The sequence below is a fragment of the uncultured Dubosiella sp. genome (genome assembly GCF_964018005.1).
GTDB classification, from domain to species: domain Bacteria; phylum Bacillota_I; class Bacilli_A; order Erysipelotrichales; family Erysipelotrichaceae; genus Dubosiella; species Dubosiella muris.
Genome location: NZ_CAXHOA010000022.1, coordinates 14713 through 32515, shown reverse-complemented (window position 1 = coordinate 32515; position 17803 = coordinate 14713). Strand labels below are relative to the sequence as shown.

Annotated in this window: 21 protein-coding genes; 16 read left to right on the top strand and 5 right to left on the bottom strand. The window is 54.2% G+C overall.

From position 1 onward, the window contains the following. Nucleotides 1–113: 113 nt before the first annotated feature. Nucleotides 114–848 carry a hypothetical protein gene (locus tag ABNS49_RS12210; RefSeq protein ID WP_135979632.1) on the bottom strand — a complete coding sequence of 245 codons (735 nt, stop codon included), beginning with the start codon at nt 846–848 and terminating at the stop codon, nt 114–116. Between the two features lie 167 nt (nt 849–1015). Here ABNS49_RS12210 and ABNS49_RS12205 point away from each other — a divergent pair, with 167 nt between their 5' ends. The 10 genes from ABNS49_RS12205 (at nt 1016) to ABNS49_RS12160 (ending at nt 10406) form a co-directional block, all read left to right on the top strand. After that, entirely contained in the window at nt 1016–2089 is a 1074-nt protein-coding gene (locus tag ABNS49_RS12205) for a branched-chain amino acid aminotransferase (protein WP_135979631.1), read from the top strand. Nucleotides 2090–2136: 47 nt separating this feature from the next. Next, on the top strand, nt 2137–2772 hold the full coding sequence (locus ABNS49_RS12200; protein WP_288343267.1) for a hypothetical protein: 636 nt from the start codon (nt 2137–2139) through the stop codon (nt 2770–2772). After that, nucleotides 2765–5095 carry a homocysteine S-methyltransferase family protein gene (locus tag ABNS49_RS12195; RefSeq protein ID WP_288343265.1) on the top strand — a complete coding sequence of 777 codons (2331 nt, stop codon included), beginning with the start codon at nt 2765–2767 and terminating at the stop codon, nt 5093–5095. Before ABNS49_RS12200 ends, ABNS49_RS12195 begins: the two co-directional genes overlap by 8 nt. Then, nucleotides 5088–6782 carry a bifunctional homocysteine S-methyltransferase/methylenetetrahydrofolate reductase gene (locus ABNS49_RS12190; protein ID WP_305084902.1) on the top strand — a complete coding sequence of 565 codons (1695 nt, stop codon included), beginning with the start codon at nt 5088–5090 and terminating at the stop codon, nt 6780–6782. Before ABNS49_RS12195 ends, ABNS49_RS12190 begins: the two co-directional genes overlap by 8 nt. A 65-nt stretch (nt 6783–6847) precedes the next feature. Beyond that, complete coding sequence (locus ABNS49_RS12185; RefSeq protein WP_305084903.1) at nt 6848–7867, top strand: hypothetical protein; 1020 nt, start codon at nt 6848–6850, stop codon at nt 7865–7867. Nucleotides 7868–7955: 88 nt separating this feature from the next. Then, entirely contained in the window at nt 7956–8516 is a 561-nt protein-coding gene (locus ABNS49_RS12180) for a DJ-1 family glyoxalase III (RefSeq protein ID WP_289197194.1), read from the top strand. After that, nucleotides 8513–9061: a DJ-1/PfpI family protein gene (locus tag ABNS49_RS12175; protein WP_305084904.1), complete on the top strand. Its 549-nt coding sequence runs from the start codon at nt 8513–8515 to the stop codon at nt 9059–9061. The genes ABNS49_RS12180 and ABNS49_RS12175 overlap by 4 nt, the downstream gene beginning before the upstream one ends. Nucleotide 9062: 1 nt before the next feature. Further along, a complete protein-coding gene (locus ABNS49_RS12170) occupies nt 9063–9809 on the top strand; it encodes a MurR/RpiR family transcriptional regulator (RefSeq protein WP_289183282.1) in 747 nt (248 codons plus the stop codon). Beyond that, a complete protein-coding gene (locus ABNS49_RS12165) occupies nt 9788–10039 on the top strand; it encodes a DUF1275 family protein (protein ID WP_289197192.1) in 252 nt (83 codons plus the stop codon). The genes ABNS49_RS12170 and ABNS49_RS12165 overlap by 22 nt, the downstream gene beginning before the upstream one ends. Then, nucleotides 10011–10406, top strand: coding sequence for a YoaK family protein (locus ABNS49_RS12160; protein ID WP_348688221.1), 396 nt, complete (start codon nt 10011–10013; stop codon nt 10404–10406). Before ABNS49_RS12165 ends, ABNS49_RS12160 begins: the two co-directional genes overlap by 29 nt. On the opposite strand, the gene ABNS49_RS12155 is transcribed toward ABNS49_RS12160, so the two are convergent. Together ABNS49_RS12155 and ABNS49_RS12150 are read right to left on the bottom strand one after the other, a co-directional pair. Then, nucleotides 10379–10591: an SGNH/GDSL hydrolase family protein gene (locus ABNS49_RS12155; RefSeq protein ID WP_305084905.1), complete on the bottom strand. Its 213-nt coding sequence runs from the start codon at nt 10589–10591 to the stop codon at nt 10379–10381. The genes ABNS49_RS12160 and ABNS49_RS12155 overlap by 28 nt on opposite strands. Then, on the bottom strand, nt 10572–10964 hold the full coding sequence (locus tag ABNS49_RS12150; RefSeq protein WP_305084906.1) for an SGNH/GDSL hydrolase family protein: 393 nt from the start codon (nt 10962–10964) through the stop codon (nt 10572–10574). Before ABNS49_RS12150 ends, ABNS49_RS12155 begins: the two co-directional genes overlap by 20 nt. A gap of 204 nt (nt 10965–11168) precedes the next feature. On the opposite strand from ABNS49_RS12150, the gene ABNS49_RS12145 reads away from it, so the two are divergent. Beyond that, on the top strand, nt 11169–11543 hold the full coding sequence (locus ABNS49_RS12145) for a hypothetical protein (protein WP_305084907.1): 375 nt from the start codon (nt 11169–11171) through the stop codon (nt 11541–11543). Between the two features lie 19 nt (nt 11544–11562). Here ABNS49_RS12145 and ABNS49_RS12140 read toward each other — a convergent pair whose 3' ends face one another. Next, nucleotides 11563–12216: a hypothetical protein gene (locus tag ABNS49_RS12140; protein ID WP_305084908.1), complete on the bottom strand. Its 654-nt coding sequence runs from the start codon at nt 12214–12216 to the stop codon at nt 11563–11565. Further along, on the bottom strand, nt 12213–12857 hold the full coding sequence (locus tag ABNS49_RS12135; protein WP_305084909.1) for a CPBP family intramembrane glutamic endopeptidase: 645 nt from the start codon (nt 12855–12857) through the stop codon (nt 12213–12215). The genes ABNS49_RS12140 and ABNS49_RS12135 overlap by 4 nt, the downstream gene beginning before the upstream one ends. A gap of 138 nt (nt 12858–12995) precedes the next feature. Here ABNS49_RS12135 and ABNS49_RS12130 point away from each other — a divergent pair, with 138 nt between their 5' ends. The 5 genes from ABNS49_RS12130 to ABNS49_RS12110 all read left to right on the top strand — a co-directional run bounded on the left by ABNS49_RS12130 (nt 12996) and on the right by ABNS49_RS12110 (nt 17560). Then, on the top strand, nt 12996–13367 hold the full coding sequence (locus ABNS49_RS12130; RefSeq protein WP_305084910.1) for a BlaI/MecI/CopY family transcriptional regulator: 372 nt from the start codon (nt 12996–12998) through the stop codon (nt 13365–13367). Further along, entirely contained in the window at nt 13346–13900 is a 555-nt protein-coding gene (locus tag ABNS49_RS12125) for a M56 family metallopeptidase (RefSeq protein ID WP_305084911.1), read from the top strand. Before ABNS49_RS12130 ends, ABNS49_RS12125 begins: the two co-directional genes overlap by 22 nt. A gap of 9 nt (nt 13901–13909) precedes the next feature. Next, a complete protein-coding gene (locus tag ABNS49_RS12120) occupies nt 13910–14269 on the top strand; it encodes a hypothetical protein (protein ID WP_305084912.1) in 360 nt (119 codons plus the stop codon). A gap of 122 nt (nt 14270–14391) precedes the next feature. Then, on the top strand, nt 14392–15975 hold the full coding sequence (locus ABNS49_RS12115) for an ABC transporter ATP-binding protein (protein WP_305084913.1): 1584 nt from the start codon (nt 14392–14394) through the stop codon (nt 15973–15975). Further along, nucleotides 15953–17560 carry an ABC transporter ATP-binding protein gene (locus ABNS49_RS12110; protein ID WP_348688220.1) on the top strand — a complete coding sequence of 536 codons (1608 nt, stop codon included), beginning with the start codon at nt 15953–15955 and terminating at the stop codon, nt 17558–17560. The genes ABNS49_RS12115 and ABNS49_RS12110 overlap by 23 nt, the downstream gene beginning before the upstream one ends. Nucleotides 17561–17803: the final 243 nt, after the last annotated feature.

Here is a 17803-nt window from a genome sequence, read left to right as displayed (position 1 = left end):
GTCGTGCACATTTCAAAAAAAACCATCTGGAAATTAATCTCCAGATGGTTAAGCCATTTCTTAACTAAATGACATTGGGCAATCGCGGCCCGTTTTTTTTGTTTTTCGCTAGTTTAATGGCGGAAAATGGCTTTTAAAACCGAGAAGGCGCCAATGACGATGAGCGCTTTTTTTCCTAAGTCGCACAAGGTCGCTTTTGGATCGTCTTCCATCGCCTGCTTGAGCTGTTCGGCTTTTTCTTTCGCCAGACCGGCCAGTCCGCCGGCTTCTTTGTATTCGTCCTCCACTTCGTCGATGTAGCTTTCGACGTTTGTATGCATTTGATCAAGTTCTTCTTTTATTGTATTGTTCATCGCTTGCAGTTTCTCCTCTTCCGCCATGATCTGGTCGGAAATTTCTTTTTGTTCCGGGCTGACGACGTGCGTCGGGTGTTGAACCGGGGAATCGTTGTTGCCAATGCCGTCGTGCTTCAGACGCAAATCCGGTTTTTTCGGGTGCGGTTTGTCATCCTCGCTGTTTGGCGCGATCGAATGCACCTTCTTGTTGCCGGCCGCGTCGTACTGGCCAAACGACTCGTTCATTTTTTTGGATGGCGCCGGCTCCTCGTTGTGCACGATTTGCTCGGAAATCTTGTCCTGGGCTTTTGTCGTGTCCATGGCCGGAGGCTGGACAGGGGAATCGTTGTTGCCGATGCCGTCGTGCTTCAAACTCAAATCCGGTTTTTTCGGCTGTGGTTTGTCGTCTTCGCTGTCCGGCGCGATCGAGAACGACGCATTGTTTTGGGTAGCGTCGTACTGGCCAAACGTTTCGTTCATTTTCTTTGACGCGTCATTATTTTTATTTGTCATATTTCTTTCCTCCTTTGATTCTTTTTTCAGGTGCCCTTATTGTATCGGGAATGGTGCGCAAACACCCGCGGGATGCTTGCTGAAAATAAATGAAAACTTTTTGTGAAACGTTGAAATGATTTACATTTCGTGGTAACTTAAACAGTATCAGAAATGGAGATGAGATCATGGATATCCGATTTGAACAATCCGACACATTAAAGGAAAAGCCGACCGGCGCGCTGGGGTTCGGCAAGATATATACCGACTACATGTTCGTCGCCAACTACGACGCCGACCAGGGTGGATGGCACGATTTGCGCATCGTTCCGTTTGGCCCGATCGAGCTGTCGCCAGCCAGCATGGTTTTGCATTACGCGCAGGAAACGTTTGAAGGCTTGAAGGCGTACCGCACAAAAGACGGCAGGATCCAGCTGTTCCGGCCGGAAATGAACGCCCGCCGGTTTATCAACTCCAACGAGCGGCTGAGCATGCCCGCCGTTCCGGAAGACATGTTCGTGGGCGCGATCAAGGCGCTTGTCGACGTCGAGCGCGACTGGGTGCCGGCCAACGAGGGCGAGTCGCTGTACATCCGACCGTATATGTTCGCCACGGAAGCGTGCGTCGGCGTGCACCCGGCCACTTCCTACCAGTTTATTATTATTTGCTCGCCATCCAGCGCGTATTATCCGGAAGGCGTCAATCCGGTCAAGATCTGGGTCGAGGACGAGTACGTCCGCGCGACGCCGGGCGGAACGGGATTTACGAAGTGCGGCGGCAACTACGCCGGCTCGCTCAAGGCGCAGGAAAAAGCGGAAGCCCAGGGCTACACGCAAGTGCTGTGGCTCGATGGCGTGCATAAAAAATATGTCGAGGAAGTCGGCTCGATGAACGCGATGTTCGTGTTTGGAAACACCGTCGTGACCGCGCCAATCGACGGCACGGTGCTGCCAGGCGTGACGCGCGATTCGATCATCCGTCTGCTGAAGGACTGGGGCTACGAAGTGGAGGAGCGCCACATGCCAATCGACGAGCTGATGGAAGGCGCGAAAAACGGCAAGCTAACCGAGGCGTTTGGCACGGGCACTGCCGCGGTCATCTCGCCAATCGGGGAGCTTTGCTACAAAGGCGAAAAAGCCGTCATCAACGATTTTAAAACCGGAGAGCTGACGCAGAAACTGTACGACACCTTGACCGGCATTCAATGGGGAACGATCGCGGATCCGCATGAATGGACGGTGGAAGTGGAAAAACAAGCTTAACAGACAGACCTCATCGCGAGGTCTTTTTTCATAAAGGAGAAAACGACATGATCAAAGACGTGATGCGTCTGGCCCAGGCCGACCCGCAAGATGAGCCGGCAAGACAAACGATCGAGGCGATGCTCGAAACGATAAAAAAAATGGATGGATTTCGAATCGAGTACCGGATCGAGCCGCTCCAAATGACGCCATCCGGCCTACAAGCCGGTTCGTTGACGCTGCCAGGCCATATGGCGAGCCGCATGCTGAAAACGTGCGAGCGGGTCGTCGTCCTGATCGCGACGCTCGGATACGAATTCGAGCGCGAACTGACGGCGCTCCAGCACCGGGCGATGCGGGACGCCTTGCTTTGGGACGCGTGCGGAAGCGTGTGGCTCGAGCACGAACTTGACACGTTCGAGGCCGGGCTGGCCAGCCGGCAAAAGGCGGAAGGCTGGTTTTTAACGGATCGCTTTTCCTGCGGCTACGGGGATCTTCCGCTGGATTTGCAGACGGAGCTTGTCGCGGGGTTCCGGGACATTGGCGTGCGGGTGCTGCCAAGCGGCATGATGTATCCGACCAAAAGCGTCAGCGCGCTGATCGGTTTGAGCCGGCAGCCCCAGCCGGCCCGCATCAAAGGCTGCGCGGCGTGCTCGATGCGATCGAGCTGCCCATATAGAAAGGAAGGAAAACACTGTGATTGAAACGATACAAATTTTAGATGGCGCGACAGGAACGATGATTCAAAAAGCCGGCATCGACGTGCCGAAAATCCCGGAGCTGCTCAACGTGCTCGCGCCCGAAACGCTAATCGCCATTCACGAGGCGTACGCCCGGGCCGGTTCGCAAATCGTGTACGCCAACACGTTTGGCGCCAGTCCGATGAAACTGGAGGGCACTGGCTATACGGTGGAGGACATCGTGAAAGCGGGCGTCGCCAACGCCAGACAAGGGGCGCCTGCCTGTCTTGTGGCGCTGGATATCGGCCCGCTTGGTCAGCTTATGGAACCGATGGGCAGCTTTTCGTTCGAAGACGCCTACGCGCAGTTCGCCGCCATGGTTAAGGCCGGAAACGACGCGGATCTAATCGTCATCGAGACGATGAGCGATTTGCTGGAAACGAAGGCGGCCGTGCTGGCGGCCAAAGAAAACAGCGAACTGCCGGTATACGTGACGATGTCGTTCGAGGAAAACGGACGAACGTTTACCGGGTGCACCCTTGAAAGCATGGCCATGACGCTGGAAGGCCTGGGAGTCGACGCGCTGGGATTCAACTGCTCGATCGGCCCCGATGGAATGGTTGGTCTGGTCAAGCGGCTCGCGCGACTGACGAGCCTGCCGATTATCGCCAAGCCTAACGCCGGCTTGCCCGATCCGGCCACAGGGGCTTATACGATGGACGCCGACTCGTTCGCCGCGTCCATGGAACAACTTGTGGAGGCGGGCGCCTCGCGCATTGGCGGCTGCTGCGGCACGGATCCGTCCTTTATCGAACGCATCGCCCGCTGGAAGGGCGAACCGCTCGAGCGAGCCGATGTGCCTTCCCAAAGCAAGGTATGCACGCCTTTGATGGCGCTTGAGCTAACCACGATCCATCCGGTCGGCGAGCGCATCAACCCGACCGGAAAGAAGCGGTTTCAGCAGGCGCTGCTCGAAGAGGACCTGGACTATATCGTTTCGATCGCTCTCGCGCAAAAGGAGGCGGGCGCCCAGATTTTGGATGTCAATGTCGGATTCCCGGGCGTGGACGAGGTGGATATGATGCGAAAAGTCGTCAAAAAGCTGCAAAGCGTCGTCGATGTGCCGCTGCTGCTGGACTCCTCCAATCCCGCCGCGCTGGCCGCGGGCGCAAGGGTGTACAACGGCAAGCCGGCGCTCAACTCGGTCAGCGGCGAGCAGGCGAAGCTGGACGCCGTGCTGCCCATCGCGAAAAAGTACGGGGCGTCGATGGTCGCGCTCACGCTTGACGAGCGCGGCATTCCGGCCACCGCAAACGAGCGGATCGCGATCGCGGAGCGGATTGTCGAACGGGCGAAGCAAATGGGAATCGACGCGTGCGAGCTGTGGTTCGACCCGCTGACGATGACGTTGTCCGCCCAGCCGGCGCAGGCGCAGGAAACGCTCAAGGCCGTGGAAAGCTTCTCGAAGCGAGGCTGGAAGACGGTGCTGGGCGTGTCTAACATTTCCTTTGGCTTGCCACAACGGCCGGCGGTTACCCGGGTGTTTTTGGCGCAGGCGCTGGCCGCGGGCTTGACGATGCCGATTTTGAACGTGAATGTGGACGCGTATATGGACACGATCGCGTGCGCAAGACTCATTCGCGACGAAGATCCCAACGCCAAAGCCTACATTGCACGCTTTGGCGGCCGGACGGTGGACACGGTCGGGCCGGATAAAAAGACGGTCGACTTGCAGGCGGCCATCGTCAAGGGACTGGATCAGGAGGCGAAAGACGCCGCGAAACGGGCGCTTGCCTCGCTTTCGGCGCTAGATGTAGTCGAGAAAGAGCTCATTCCGGCTTTGGACGAGGTGGGAAACCGCTACGAGAAGGGAACGTTGTTTTTGCCGCAGCTGCTCGCGGCCGCGCAAAGCGCGCAGGCGGTGTTCGAAGTCGTGAAAGACTATTTGGCGAACACCGGCCAGGCGAGCGTGAAAAAAGGAAAAATCGTGCTGGCGACGGTGCAGGGCGACATTCACGACATTGGCAAAAACATCGTGAAGACGGTGCTGGAAAACTATGGTTACGACGTGATCGACCTGGGGCGGGACGTCGCGCCGGAAACGGTCGTGGAGGCGGTCGCGCGCCACGGCGTGAAGCTGGTTGGCTTGTCGGCGCTCATGACGACGACGCTGCCGGCGATGCAAGAAACGATACGGCAGCTGCATACGCTGGACAATCCGCCAAAAATCATGGTGGGCGGCGCCGTGCTCACGCCTGCGTACGCCCGGGATATGCAAGCGGACTATTATTCAAAGGACGCGCAGGATGGCGTGCGAATCGCCAGAGAGGTGTTCGATCATGAATGAGGTGAAGCGCTTTTTGACGCGCGGCCCGCTTTTGTTTGACGGGGCGATGACGACATACAAGGAAAACCGGCCGGCCAAAGCGGTGCTTGGCGAGTACATCGAGGCGGGGGCCAACGCCATCAAGACGGACACGTTTTCGATTTCGTCGTGGCTTGGCGAAGACCGCGAGGCGGCGCTCGACGCCTTGAAAACGTCCATTTTGGAGGCGAAGGAAGCCGCGGGCGACGACGTGTTTTTGTTTGGCGAAATCGGTCCGGGTGTGGAAAGCGACGACGTGTTTTCCCTTTTTCAAACGCAGGTGGACGCCTTTTTGGCGGCAGGCGTCCACAACTTTTTGTTCGAAACGATGGCCGCGCCGGATGGACTGGCGGCCATCGCGGCGTATATTAAGGAAAAAGCGCCGGACAGCTTCGTGATTGTGAGCTTCGCCATTTCAAGCACCGGGGAAAGCGCGCAAGGGTACGGCATGCAGGCGCTGTATGACGCGCTGGTTGATTCAAAGGCGGACGCCATCGGGTTCAACTGCCATTCGGGACCGCGCCATATGGTGGAGCACGTCAAAACGTTGGTTCGTACCGGAAAGCCGTTGTATATCGCGCCCAACGCCGGCTATCCGCAAGTGCTGGGCTGGCGGGTGCGCTATGGAGGAAGCCCGGACTATTTCGCGGCGGCGATGAAAGAAATCCGCGAGGCGGGCGTCGAGCTGCTCGGGGGCTGCTGCGGGACGACGCCGGCGCACATTCGTCAAACCCGGGCAATGCTGGATCGTTTGCCGGCGCACATTCCGTATCGAAACGAGCCGCGAAAAGAGCGAGTGGCAGGCACGCGGACGGAAAACTGGCGCGGGAAGGTGTTTGTCGAGCTCGATCCGCCAAAAAACGACCAGATCGACAGCTTTTTGCACGCGTCGAAAGCGTTTCAAAAGGCGGGTGCGGATTTGATTACGATCGCGGATTCGCCGATTGGCCGGCCGCGGGCGGACGCAAGCTTGCTGGCGTGCCGTCTGCATCGCGAGCTGGGAATCCGGCCGTTGCCGCATATGACGTGCCGGGACCGCAACTTGAACGCGATCAAGGCGCTGCTCATGGGGCTGTCGAGCGAAGGCGTCCGCCAGGTGTTGTTTGTGACGGGCGATCCGCTGCCACAGGATTCGAAGGCGGAAGTGAAGTCGGTGTACAATTTCAACTCCCGAAAGCTCATGCGCTACGCCCGGGACATGGCGGAGCTGTCGCAAGGGCTCGCGATTTTCGGGGCGCTTGACGTGAATGCGGTCAACTTTGACAAGCAGCTGGAGCTGGCGCTGGAAAAGGAGGCGAACGGGGCGGTTGGTTTTTTGACGCAGCCCGTCTTGTCGAAACGGGCGCTGGACAACTTGAGGCAGGCGAGAAAGACGTTGAAAGGCTTTTTGTTCGCGGGCATTTATCCGATTGTTTCGCATCGCAACGCGGTGTTTTTGCACAACGAGATTCACGGCATGGATATGGATGAGAAGATCATCGAACGGTACGAAGGGCTGAACCGAAGCGAGGGGGAGGCGCTGGCCCGGCGCGTATCGAAGCAGGTTATGAAGGCGTGCGCGCCGTATTGCGACGGATTTTACTTGATGACGCCGTTTCAGCGTGTCGCGCTGATGGAAGCGCTCATTGTGGAAGCGAAGGCGCTTTGCCGGGAAAAGATGGAAAAATAATCAAAAGATAATATATTAACTCTTTGTTTGTGGCATAATAGAAGCAAATAAAAGGAGAAAGCAATATGGAAGAAAAAGGAAAAGGCCTTTTTAAAGCGACGTCCATCGTTTGTCTGGCGCTTGCGATCATCACCTGGGTGAGCATCGCGCTAGCCGCTGTGACGCTTGTCATCGCTTCGGGAACGATCGGACAAATGAAGGAAATCGGCATGGAAAACTTCGCGGATTTGCCGGTCGACCCGTCGTTGTTGTCGATGATGGCCTCGACAAGCTTTATGGCCGCGTTTACCGTGCTGGTCGTGGCGTCGGGCGTTTTGTCCGGCTTGATGTGGCTTAACGGCTGGCGGGTGCTGAAGGCGTGCGCGCAAAGCGAGATCTTCACCGCGCAAAACGGCAAATGGATCCGGCAGGCCGCGTGGTATTTGCTGGCGACAGTCGCGTTGGGTGTCGTGGTTGGCATCCTCATGGCGACAGGCTTTGGCGCGGTGTCGGGCTGGATGTCGCTGCTCGTGCTTGTAGGCAGCGTGGATCTTGGCGCGCTGATCGCCGGGGTTTTATTGTTGTGTGTGGCGGATTGGATCGCGGGCGTCGAAAAGCCGTCTTTGTGGCAAGGCGCCCGGGTGCTGACTGTGTTTGGCGGCGTCTTCAACGCGCTGGCGGGGATCGCTTTTGTCGTGCTGGCCGTCCTGATTTGGAATCAAACGGTTGGCGGCGAAGTCGTGAAGTCGCTGACGCTTGTGCAGCCAGACGCGACGATAAACGTCACCTCTTCCGCCCATCCGTATATGGGAACGATCGTTTCGCTTGTGGAGGGCGCGTTGTCGTGCGGCTTGAGCGCGGCGCTTTGTTTCCTGTTTTATCAAATCGTGCGGACCGAACCGGACGAAATGAGCACGCAGGCGAACGCGAAACGGCTGGAAGTGGCTGGCGGCTTGTGTTTTGCCAATTTGCTCGTGCCGGTTGTGGCGGGCCTACTGACGTTGTCCGGTTTCCATTTCGATTTGAATGTGAGCGCGATCGTGTGCGGGATGATCCTGTTTTGCATCGCCCGCGTCGTGGAACGAAAAAACTTGTCGATGTATTGAGTGCCAGGAACGATCTTTTCCAAAACGTGGAAAACGGTTGTTCCTTTTTTGCGCTCTTTTATAATGAAGGGGAAAGAAGGGATTGGACATGAAAAAAGCGGGTGTGGCGTTAGCGCCTGGATTCGAGGAATCTGAAACGTTGTATATTGTGGATGTGCTGCGACGATGCGGCATCGTGTGCGAACTGACAGGCTGGAGCGAATGGGTGGAAGGTGCCCATGGCGTTGTCGTGAAAGCGGACCGGTTGTTTGATGAAAACGACTTTTCCGACACGATTCTGATTCTTCCCGGCGGTTATGACGCGGTCGACTTCATGTTGGAAAACGAGGCGCTTTGCGCGCATTTGAAAGAGAGAAACCGGCGAGGGCAATGGATTGGCGCGATGTGCGCCGCCCCGGCGGTACTGGACGTATGCGGTATTTTGGAAGGCAGAAAATTTACCGCGTATCAAGGATACGAGAAAAAGATTCGGGCGCAGGGCTTTGTGGATGACATCGTCGTGGAGGACGGAAATTTGATCACGTCGCGCGGTCCGGCGTGCGCCATGCATTTCGCGTTCGCTATCGCGGACCGGTTCAACGAAAACGGGAAAAGTGTGAAAAAGCGGATGTTGTTTGACCATACATTTCCAAAGGAGGGACAAAAATGAAAGCGGCGGTTTTGCTGGTGAACGGCGTGGAAGAGGCGGAAAGCGTGACAATCGTGGATTTTTTAAGAAGGGTGGCTATTTTGTGCACGACGTTTTCGGTGGACGAGCGGGAAATCACCGGCATGCAAGGCATTTCTTTTTTCGCGGATGAAAAGCTCAACGATTCCATTTTCGACTATGACATGCTCGTCGTACCGGGAGGTCGCGAAAGCATCGTCCGCTTTCAAACCGACCCGAAAGTTTTAGAAATACTCCAGCGTTTTAACGAGGAAGGAAAGTGGGTGTGCGCCATGTGTTCGGGTACGCGGATGCTCGAGGCTGGTGATGTGATCCAGGGGCGACGCGTCACGGGATATACGGGCTATGAAGAACAGTTGAAAAGCGGCGTCTTTACGGACCGGATCGTAGAGCGGGATGGGAATTTGATTACAAGCCAGGGGCCGGCGACGGCGTATCCGTTCGCGTTCGCGCTGATCGAGGCGTTTGGCCAAGACACGACGACGCTGAAAGAACGGTTGATGTACTCGTTCGCGAAAGGGGTGTAGTATGCTGTATTCAAAGCTGGAAGTCGTGTTGCTGAGCGTCATCGCCTCCAAGCCGCAAGACAGTCAGGACGCGGTTTTGGCGACGTATCTTTTGGAGCATGTCGACGCGCTGGACGACGTGACGATCCAGGCTCTGGCCGACCATTGCCATGTCGGGCTGGGGAGCGTGTCGCGCTTTTGCCGGCATATCGGCTTTCAGGACTTTTTCGAGCTGCGCGCCTGCATTCAGGCACATAACACGCGCTATCGAAATGATGGTGAAAAAAACAATGTGCCGGATCCAGCCGTCATTGAACGGGTAGTTCGACAGGTGGATGAAAGCCTGGATCCCATCCAGCTCGAAAAACTGGCGCGCAATCTAAAGACGTACCGGAAAATCGCGGTGTTTGGCTTGCTCAAGGGACAGGCGGCGTGTCTTGCGTTCGCGCAGGAAATGCTCGCCTGGCAAAAGGTCGTTTATACGAATCTTTCGTTGTTCGAGCAAATCGAGTACTTCAAAAAGGCGGATGAAAACACCCTCGTTGTCGTCTTCTCCTATACGGGTTCGTACTTTGATTATGTGGATGTCCGCTCTTTGCGCGCCGCACTGGAAAGGCCGAAAATCTGGATGGTGTCGGGCTGCCGGAAACCACTGGATTTTGTGGACGAATGGCTCGTGTTCAACAGCGATTTGCAAGCCGCAGGCCATCCGTATCAACTGCTGCGGGCAGGGGAGAACATCGCGGCGTGGATGAAAAAAGAGGATTGACAACAGTTGCCGGTTTGTCTCTTGTTGGCGGTTTTTTGGAGACGTATACGTACCGGACGCGGAGCGGCGTGTTCGCCAACGCGCAAACGGGAAACGTGCTGAAAATGATTTTGATCGTTCTGGGAGAACGGGATGGATCGTTATTTTTCTTGCGGATGGTCCTTGATATTGTTTTGTATCGGCGTGCTGTTGGCGGAGCGAATGAAAGAACACGGACACGAGGAATGTGAGTGGATGAAGCTGGAAATGATCGTTTTCATATGGATGGGCATGATTCCTTCCTCCTCGCTTGATTTTCTCGTGACGGGTGGCGTGTCGTTGTTGTGCGCCGTGCAGTCGGAACGGTTTGTCAGACTGCCGACGACGATTTGCACCGGAAACATCCGCAAAGCGGTTCGATGCAGGGAAAAAAGGGAAGGGCGGGAGCCACTCGTTTCGATCATCGGGTTTGTGATTGGGGCTGTCCTTGGCGTTTGGACAACGCGCCGGTGGGAACATCGGGCGGTTTGGATTCTCGTGCCCGTGGTATGGATGCTGGCAAAGAAAAAGGAAAGGCGGAAACGCCTTTCTCACTGGATTGGATGCGCGTTTAAATAGTTAATGATCGCTTCGGCGATCTTTTTTTGACCGTTGACGTTGGGGTGCACACCATCAAACGACAGTCCATCTTTCATGGACAACGTGGTTAAGTCCAGAACCGGGATATGTTCTTTTTTACCGATTTGGATAATGAGCTGGCGGATTTGCTCGATCTTGTGGTGTTCATACGGGCCCGCGTTCATCGGGATGGGGGGTCACAAGCACTTTGGGCGTGTCGGGGTAGCAATCAAGCAGGGCGAGATATTCGCTCGTGAAGGTCGCTTCGCTCGTCCATTGCCAGACGTCGTTGGCGCCAAGAAAGACAAAAAGCAAGGCAAACGGATGCTGCCGGTTCGCTTTCTGGCTGGCTTGAAAGGCGAGCGTGTGCGTATAGCCCATGTCGAACTGGCTTTGAAGAGTGGCGCCGCTCGAGCCAAAGTTTAAAATGTCGTATTGGGGAAAAGCGGCTTGCACGAAGGTGGTAAAACGCTCGCGCGTCCAGTCGGCCAGTCCCCAGCCTTCGGTGATCGAATCGCCAACAAAGGCGATGGTTGGTTTTTCTTTCGTTTCGTTCATGGTTTTAGTGTAGTCATTTTTAAGAAAAGATGCAACGAAAAGGAAGGAGCGGACCATCGTGATGTCACAAAACATATAAAAAGTATTAATTAACAATGTTTTAATTGCATAACACGAGAAAATTCACTATGATAGTACTATATAATAAAAAACATTTTGTGAAATAAGAAACAACGGGAAACCGTTGCTTCCAGGGAGATGGATATGGGCTATGAAATGATGGAATGGCCGGATTTGAAACGAAGCCAAAAAGACCAGACGTCGGTATTCGTGTTTTGCTCGCTGCATGTCACCAACGCGGACGAGCGGGTGGATTCCTACGGGGATATGGTCAAACTGATTCACCAGCGCTTCGAGGATCCGGGAAAAATGATGGAAGCGTATTTCGATTTTGAAAGCCAGCTGAAACGGCGAAGAGTGTACGTGTTTTTTAAAGACCGTCAGGTGATTGGATACTGCCTCAAACGGAAAGACGGAAAATGGCTTTCCAACGTGAACGCGTTGAACAAAGGCGATCAAATCGAGTTTTTGCGGAAAATGGATCCACTCATGCGCAAAGATCTGGGCATAGGCAAATAACAGGCGGAAGCCTGTTTTTCTATATCCAGTTTTTCATCTTTTCCACCCAACGGGAGGAATGCGCGTGCCAGACAAGGTAAATCCCCAAAAACAAGGTGAACCAGGCGAAGGGAACGACGCGCGTTTGCGCTTGAAACTGGAAGAGCGCGCAAACCCAGAGATTTTCGGTCATGGAAAAAAACCACGCGAACAACCATTGAAACAGGACAAAGTAGGCGATCGTTCCAAAGCTCAAACCCGACGGGCCGGGAAGATGAAGCGCGCTGGAAATGAAAAAATCAAAGAGAAACAAGCCCAGACTCATGAGGACGTTGATCAAAATCGTCATCGCGTTCGTGTGACTTGTTCTGATTAACGAAAACAGGATCCCCCGCAGCAAAAACTGCTCGAAAAACGCGACGCAAAAAAACGCGTAACCAAACAAAGCCGCTTTTTTAGAAAGCGGCATGGAAGCCATAAAACCGAGCACGAGAACGAACAAGCCAATGACGAACCAGGAGCGAAGCGAGAAAAAACGCTTTTGAATCGTCGTGCGATTGAACCACGCGAAACCAGCCAGCATCGTGGCATGGGCGATTGCCTGCATCCAAAGCGGACAAAAGGCCGCGCACAAATCCAGGACGAAAAAGGCGAGGGCAATCCCGCCCACATTGAAAAGGACGGGGTGTTTCATACAGCCTCCTTTCGCGCTTTCCATTTTTTCAAAACGAGCAAATATACCACATGGAACACCATGATCAGCACAAACAAATTGGAAAATTGAAAGTAGTTCATGAAAAAATGCATGATCCCGGCCAGCAGCACGTTGCGGCTCCAGTAAAAAATCAAACACAAAAACAAGCTGAGAGCGAAGAGGCATCCAAGCGAAACGAACCAAATCTCGTTTTGAAACCAGATCCTTGGCAGATGCATCGCCGTAAATAAAACCGATGTGAGCACACTGGCGCGGACGGGAGAATCCATCGCAAGAAAAGAAGAATAGAAAATTCCCCGAAAAATGATTTCCTCCACCAAAGCTACATTGACCAGCGCGATGAAAAACAGGACGACGCCGTTTGGGACGTTCGCGAAACTGCGAAAGAAGATCCACAAAACGACAAGCCCATCCAGTCCCGCTAACATCGTCGGCCGAAACAAGCGAGGCTGAAGCACGTCCCGGTTCCAAATCCAAATGGGAACGATCGTAAGAACGGTGAACACGAAGTTCAGCCAAAGGATTTGCGATTCATCAAACGAGAATATGGAATCCGCATACCATGGACCAAGCGTCATGCAAAAGTAAAAAACATACGTGAACGCGAGTCGCTTTTTCATGATCGGCCTCCTTTCTGATTTCAAAATATCATCGGTTTATAAATAAATCAATCGAAAAATTAAAAAGATTGAATAATTTCATTTTAGAACGTTTGAAAAAAGAATCTATCGAACGTATACTAAAGACAGGTGGTACAAATGAAAACATTGACAGGAAAAGAGTTTGAAGTGATGAAAGTATTGTGGGATCAAAACGAGTGCGTTTCGGCCGCGAAAATTCAGGAAGCCCTGCCGGACACGAGCATTTATTCCGTCCAGCAGGTCTTGCGCAAGCTGTTGAAGGAAAACTGGGTTCGAATCGAAAAGACGGAAATTCTCGTAAAATCCCTGACCCGGTTTTTCGCGCCCGTCGTTTCGGAGTCGGAGTACGTGCGATCGTTTATTTCCCCGCAATCGACGTTTGAGCTGACATCCCAACTCATTCAGGAAACCGAGGATCCGCAAGCGCTTGCGCGAATCGAGGCGTTGATCGAAGCGAAAAAGAAACAATGGCAGGGGGAAGACGGATGACGTGGCTCTCCCTTTTGATCACTGTGCTGGTCGCGGCGGTTTTTCTCGCGGTGCTGGAAGAAGGCTTGTGGGAAAAAGGCGCGTGGAAGCCTTCTTCCGGCTTTTTGGAGCTTCTAGGCTGGCTGGTCGTGTTGGATCTGCTGTGGCCGATGGGATGGGGAAAGGAAATCGAGCTGGTCCTCGAGGTGCCGGAAGAATGGCTCGTTTTGGAACAAGGATCGTTTTTGGTTTTGGGCATCTGGGGCATTGGTGCGCTCTTTCACGCGCACAACTATGGGAAGTCGCTGCTGGATACCCGCGCGGTTTTGCGGGTGTTCATGGCGCGAAAGCCGGATTTGTTTTATCGGAAGATTCCTGTGTATGTCGCCTCGCACATCCAAACGCCCATGGTGATCGGATGGAAAAAGGCGATCTTTTTGCCGGAAGGGAAACGGTGGAAAGAGAATTTGATTTTGGAGCATGAATACCAGCATATGCGCCATCATGATTTTTGGATCAAACAAGCCATCAACTTTTTATGCATTGTATACTAGTGGTTTCCGATGATCCACGGATTCCGGGACAACATGGCGCTGCTGCTGGAATTGCGCGTCGACCGCGTCGTCACCGCCAGGATGAAAAAAGCGGAGAAGATCCATTACGCGAGGCACCTGCTTGCCGATGCCACGGCCGCATCCAAACTGGTTTTGGCTTCCGGTTTTTGCGGATCGAAAAAAAGGTCCGTTTTGGAGCTGCGCGTCCAAAAGATCCTGACAACCCGTCGCCTGTTTCGAAACGACTTTGTGTTGTGCGTGGCGTGTTGTTTGGTACTTGGATTTGGAAAAATGACCCACATTTCGCTGGCGCCAATGGATGGGACAGGAACAACCGCCATTCAGGATCAGCGAGGCGTGGAGAATTGAGGGCAAACCGTCCTCTTTTTTTGTTTTTCACATGTATGATCTATTCGAATTGCTTTGATCAGGAAATGCAATTAAAATGAAAAATAACTGATTTTATTTGAATCAAAATGAAAGGAGAAGAGATGAACAGGAAAGAACATTTTTCCGCTTTTTGGATTCCCCTTCCGGCGCGCTGCCGTCTTCTTTTTGTCGTGTCCGCTTTTTTTGAGGCGGGCACGGGATTTTACGTCTTGTATCTCGTCAACACGTTGATGGCAAGCGACACCCTTCAAAAACAAATGGTGACGGCCGGTTTCTTTTTCTTGCTCGTCGTTGGCAACGCCGTGTTGAAATGGCGGCGTAAAAAGGCGGTCATTCAAATCGCCTGGACGCGGGAGCGGGCGCTGTACGAAGAACTGGCGAACGGCTTGTTTTCGAGTCGAAACCGCTTCATGGACATGGAGGAAGGAAAGGCGCAAGGCTTGCTGATGGCGCGCGTGCAGGCGTATCGCGACTTTTTGATGAACCACGTTGAAAACCTCGCGTACTGGCCGCTCGTCTTTGTGTTCTCGTTGATGGCGATGCTCGTCATCGACTGGAAAATCAGCGTGCTGATCGTAGTGTGCGTGTTCGCGTGCGCTTTGATCAACCGGGTCCTGACGGCCCGGATGCCTAAGGCGAGCCACGCGTACTATGAAAAACAGGACGCGTTGTTCCAGCTTCAAAAGGAACTGGCCGAACAACGGGAAACGATCGCGCTCTCGAACATGGAAACCGCAGCGATGGAGCAATACGCGCAAAAGAGCGCGCAAACGCTGCAAGCGGAAACCGAACTGCTCCAAAAGCACCGCGACGCTTATATTCCTGGGCTGCTCAACGAGTATTTGCCCACCTTCCTGTTCATGGCCATTTTGATTGTGTATGCCGCCCGGATCAACGTCGCCCAAGCCGTCACCCTGATGGGTTTGACCGGCAGCATCTCCCTGCCGCTGTCGCAGTTTTTTCGCTCGTGCGCCGTCGCCAAAAAGCAGGAGCCGTTTTTGCAAACCGTCGAACGCTGCAAGCAGAGCCGGCCGCTTCCCGTCTATGTTCCGTGTGCCGACGCGCTGTTCGCGATGGAAGATGTGTGTTTTACGTATCCAAACATGAAAAACGGGTTGTCCATTCCCAAATTTGTGTTTCGTCCGGGAGAAAAGATCGCCATCACGGGCGCGAGCGGCGCGGGCAAGTCCACGTTCGTCTCGCTGCTGCTCGGGATGCAATCGGCGCAAAGAGGAACGGTCCAAAGCGTTTATGACGACCCGGTGCAGGGATGGCAACACGGGGCGTACGTCGATGGCGGCCATTGTGTGTTTGACGGCACGGTGCTCGAAAATATCACGTTTCAAACCAAGCTCGAATCCCCCGAGCAAAAACAGCGGTATGAACGCCTGCTCGCGCGGCTGCGGCTGGAAGTGAACGAATCGGATTCGGCGCTTCGCTTGTCGGGCGGCCAAAAACAAAAGATCGCGCTGGCTCGCGCGTTGTTCTCCCAACCCGATTTTCTGATTTTCGACGAGCCGCTTGCCGCGATGGACGCGCAAAGCGAGCGCGACATCATCGAGCTGCTCCGCCAGCTTCCGCAAGCGATGCTCATCATTTCGCACCGGCCCGACATCTGGTCGATTTGCGAGCGGCGCTACGCCATCAAGGAGGGAATGGTTTATGAAACTGCGTGTTCTTGCTGAGATCTTTCGATCGTATTCGGGACTGGAAAAGACGGCCTTCGTGTTCAATACGCTGCAAAGCGTGCTTTCCGAACTCGTGCTCGCCGGCTTGAACGCGTACATTTTTCAATCCATCTTCACCCATACGGGCGACGAGTCGCTCGCTTTGGTGTTTGTCGCCATGGCGGCCACGTACTTCGTGGTGTTCGTTCCGCTATGGGGATACTGGATGGAGCGCGGGCAGGCCCGGTTCAAAAAGCGGTGCGCCGACCTGTTCATGAAGGCGTGGCTGGGCGCGCGGCCCGACAAGCTGGAAGCCAACGCGTGCGCCCGGTTTTTGGACGTGGGGCAAATCGACGTGGAAAAGGCCGCCCAGTTTGGCGGATGGCCGTGCGTCGTGCTGTTCCAGGCGATCTTCTCGGGTGTTGCCGCCATCGTTTCCTTTTGGCTCATCAGCTGGAAGATCCTGCTTGTTCTGGTGGCGCTCGGCTGTGTGCCGCTGCTTTTTGACACGGTTCTTGCCAAAGAAAACCGGCGGGTATTGGAAGCGAGCCGCGACAAAGTCGACGAAAAAGGGCGAAGCCTGCTCAACGTATTGAACAACCAGACGATGTTTCGCGTGTTTGGCCAGCTGGAAACACGTAAAGATATGTTTCTGGCCGCGCAAAACGAGGCGTCCATGCTGGAAAAGAAGACGGCCGAACAAAACGCCAAAGCCGATTTTTTGCACGACCTCGTCTACGACGGCTTGTACCGGTTCGTGATCCTGGTTGGCGGCTTTTTGCTGGCTGGCGCAGGGGAAATCACGGTTGGCTCCGTCGCCTTCATGCTTTCGATGAGCGAGGGACTCGCGTTTTTTCTAAGCGACATCGGCGCGTACTGGCGCAACGCCCAGGCGCTGCGCGTCAGTGTTGGTCGTCTGGAAACGATGTACAACACGGAACTTTCCAGCCAGCGGCCGGCGCGAACGAGCGACAAACCGATGGATGGGCTCGTTGTGGAAAACGTCACGTTTGGCTACGGGAAAAAAAGCCCTCTCTTGACGAAGGCGTCCGCCCGATTCGACGGGAAGAAAAACTACTTGATTACCGGGGAAAACGGGGCGGGCAAGAGCACGCTGCTCAAACTGCTGTATGGCTACTACACGCCGCAAAACGGGATGATCGCGTGCTGCCCGGAAAGCGCGTCGCCCTCGCTTTCTCGAAAGATCGGCTACGTGTGCCAGCAGCCTGAAATCTTTTCGGGTACGTGGATGGCGGCGTTGAATGCGCCCAATGAAAAGGAATTGGAAGCCGTGCTTCAAATCACGCGACTGGTGCCGGTGTGGCGAAGCCATCCCGTGATTTTGGAAAACGGGAAAAATTTCTCGTTGGGCGAGCGGACGCGGCTGGCGATCGCCCGCGCCCTGCTTCAAAAGCCGGACGTGCTACTGTTTGACGAGGCGGACGCGCACATCGACGCCCAAACCTTTCTGGAAATCTTGCGGGACATCCCCGGGTATTTGCCTTCCGTCTCGATCATCGCCGTTTCGCACATTCAGGACGGGAGGGCGTATGAGGGCTTCGAGCAAGTCGTCATTCAAAACGGACAAATCAAAAGGATATGATTTCCGGTTTCACGATGAAATCGTTGTCGTTTCTTTTCTTTGCCCGATGTATATTTGTTTTGGATGCGGAAGATTTCACTTCAATCGGTGAGATCTTTTTTCTTTGAAACATAGAGACCTCCTTTTTACGCACTTTTCATAGAGCGAAAAAGGGCGAAATACGCAAAATTAAATCATCTAAAAACGGCAAAATACGCACTTTTGATTTCCGCTTGTGGGAAAACCGGCAAAATATTGAAAAAT

Coding starts and splice junctions, on each gene's coding strand:
- ABNS49_RS12175 (WP_305084904.1), top strand. CDS start 8,513: ATGAAAGCGGCGGTTTTGCTGGTGAACGGCGTGGAAGAGGCGGAAAGC.
- ABNS49_RS12170 (WP_289183282.1), top strand. CDS start 9,063: ATGCTGTATTCAAAGCTGGAAGTCGTGTTGCTGAGCGTCATCGCCTCC.
- ABNS49_RS12145 (WP_305084907.1), top strand. CDS start 11,169: ATGGGCTATGAAATGATGGAATGGCCGGATTTGAAACGAAGCCAAAAA.
- ABNS49_RS12150 (WP_305084906.1), bottom strand. CDS start 10,964: ATGAACGAAACGAAAGAAAAACCAACCATCGCCTTTGTTGGCGATTCG.
- ABNS49_RS12115 (WP_305084913.1), top strand. CDS start 14,392: ATGAACAGGAAAGAACATTTTTCCGCTTTTTGGATTCCCCTTCCGGCG.
- ABNS49_RS12185 (WP_305084903.1), top strand. CDS start 6,848: ATGGAAGAAAAAGGAAAAGGCCTTTTTAAAGCGACGTCCATCGTTTGT.
- ABNS49_RS12205 (WP_135979631.1), top strand. CDS start 1,016: ATGGATATCCGATTTGAACAATCCGACACATTAAAGGAAAAGCCGACC.
- ABNS49_RS12180 (WP_289197194.1), top strand. CDS start 7,956: ATGAAAAAAGCGGGTGTGGCGTTAGCGCCTGGATTCGAGGAATCTGAA.
- ABNS49_RS12140 (WP_305084908.1), bottom strand. CDS start 12,216: ATGAAACACCCCGTCCTTTTCAATGTGGGCGGGATTGCCCTCGCCTTT.
- ABNS49_RS12155 (WP_305084905.1), bottom strand. CDS start 10,591: ATGAACGCGGGCCCGTATGAACACCACAAGATCGAGCAAATCCGCCAG.
- ABNS49_RS12135 (WP_305084909.1), bottom strand. CDS start 12,857: ATGAAAAAGCGACTCGCGTTCACGTATGTTTTTTACTTTTGCATGACG.
- ABNS49_RS12110 (WP_348688220.1), top strand. CDS start 15,953: ATGAAACTGCGTGTTCTTGCTGAGATCTTTCGATCGTATTCGGGACTG.
- ABNS49_RS12120 (WP_305084912.1), top strand. CDS start 13,910: ATGATCCACGGATTCCGGGACAACATGGCGCTGCTGCTGGAATTGCGC.
- ABNS49_RS12125 (WP_305084911.1), top strand. CDS start 13,346: ATGGCAGGGGGAAGACGGATGACGTGGCTCTCCCTTTTGATCACTGTG.
- ABNS49_RS12210 (WP_135979632.1), bottom strand. CDS start 848: ATGACAAATAAAAATAATGACGCGTCAAAGAAAATGAACGAAACGTTT.
- ABNS49_RS12200 (WP_288343267.1), top strand. CDS start 2,137: ATGATCAAAGACGTGATGCGTCTGGCCCAGGCCGACCCGCAAGATGAG.
- ABNS49_RS12130 (WP_305084910.1), top strand. CDS start 12,996: ATGAAAACATTGACAGGAAAAGAGTTTGAAGTGATGAAAGTATTGTGG.
- ABNS49_RS12190 (WP_305084902.1), top strand. CDS start 5,088: ATGAATGAGGTGAAGCGCTTTTTGACGCGCGGCCCGCTTTTGTTTGAC.
- ABNS49_RS12160 (WP_348688221.1), top strand. CDS start 10,011: ATGAAAGAACACGGACACGAGGAATGTGAGTGGATGAAGCTGGAAATG.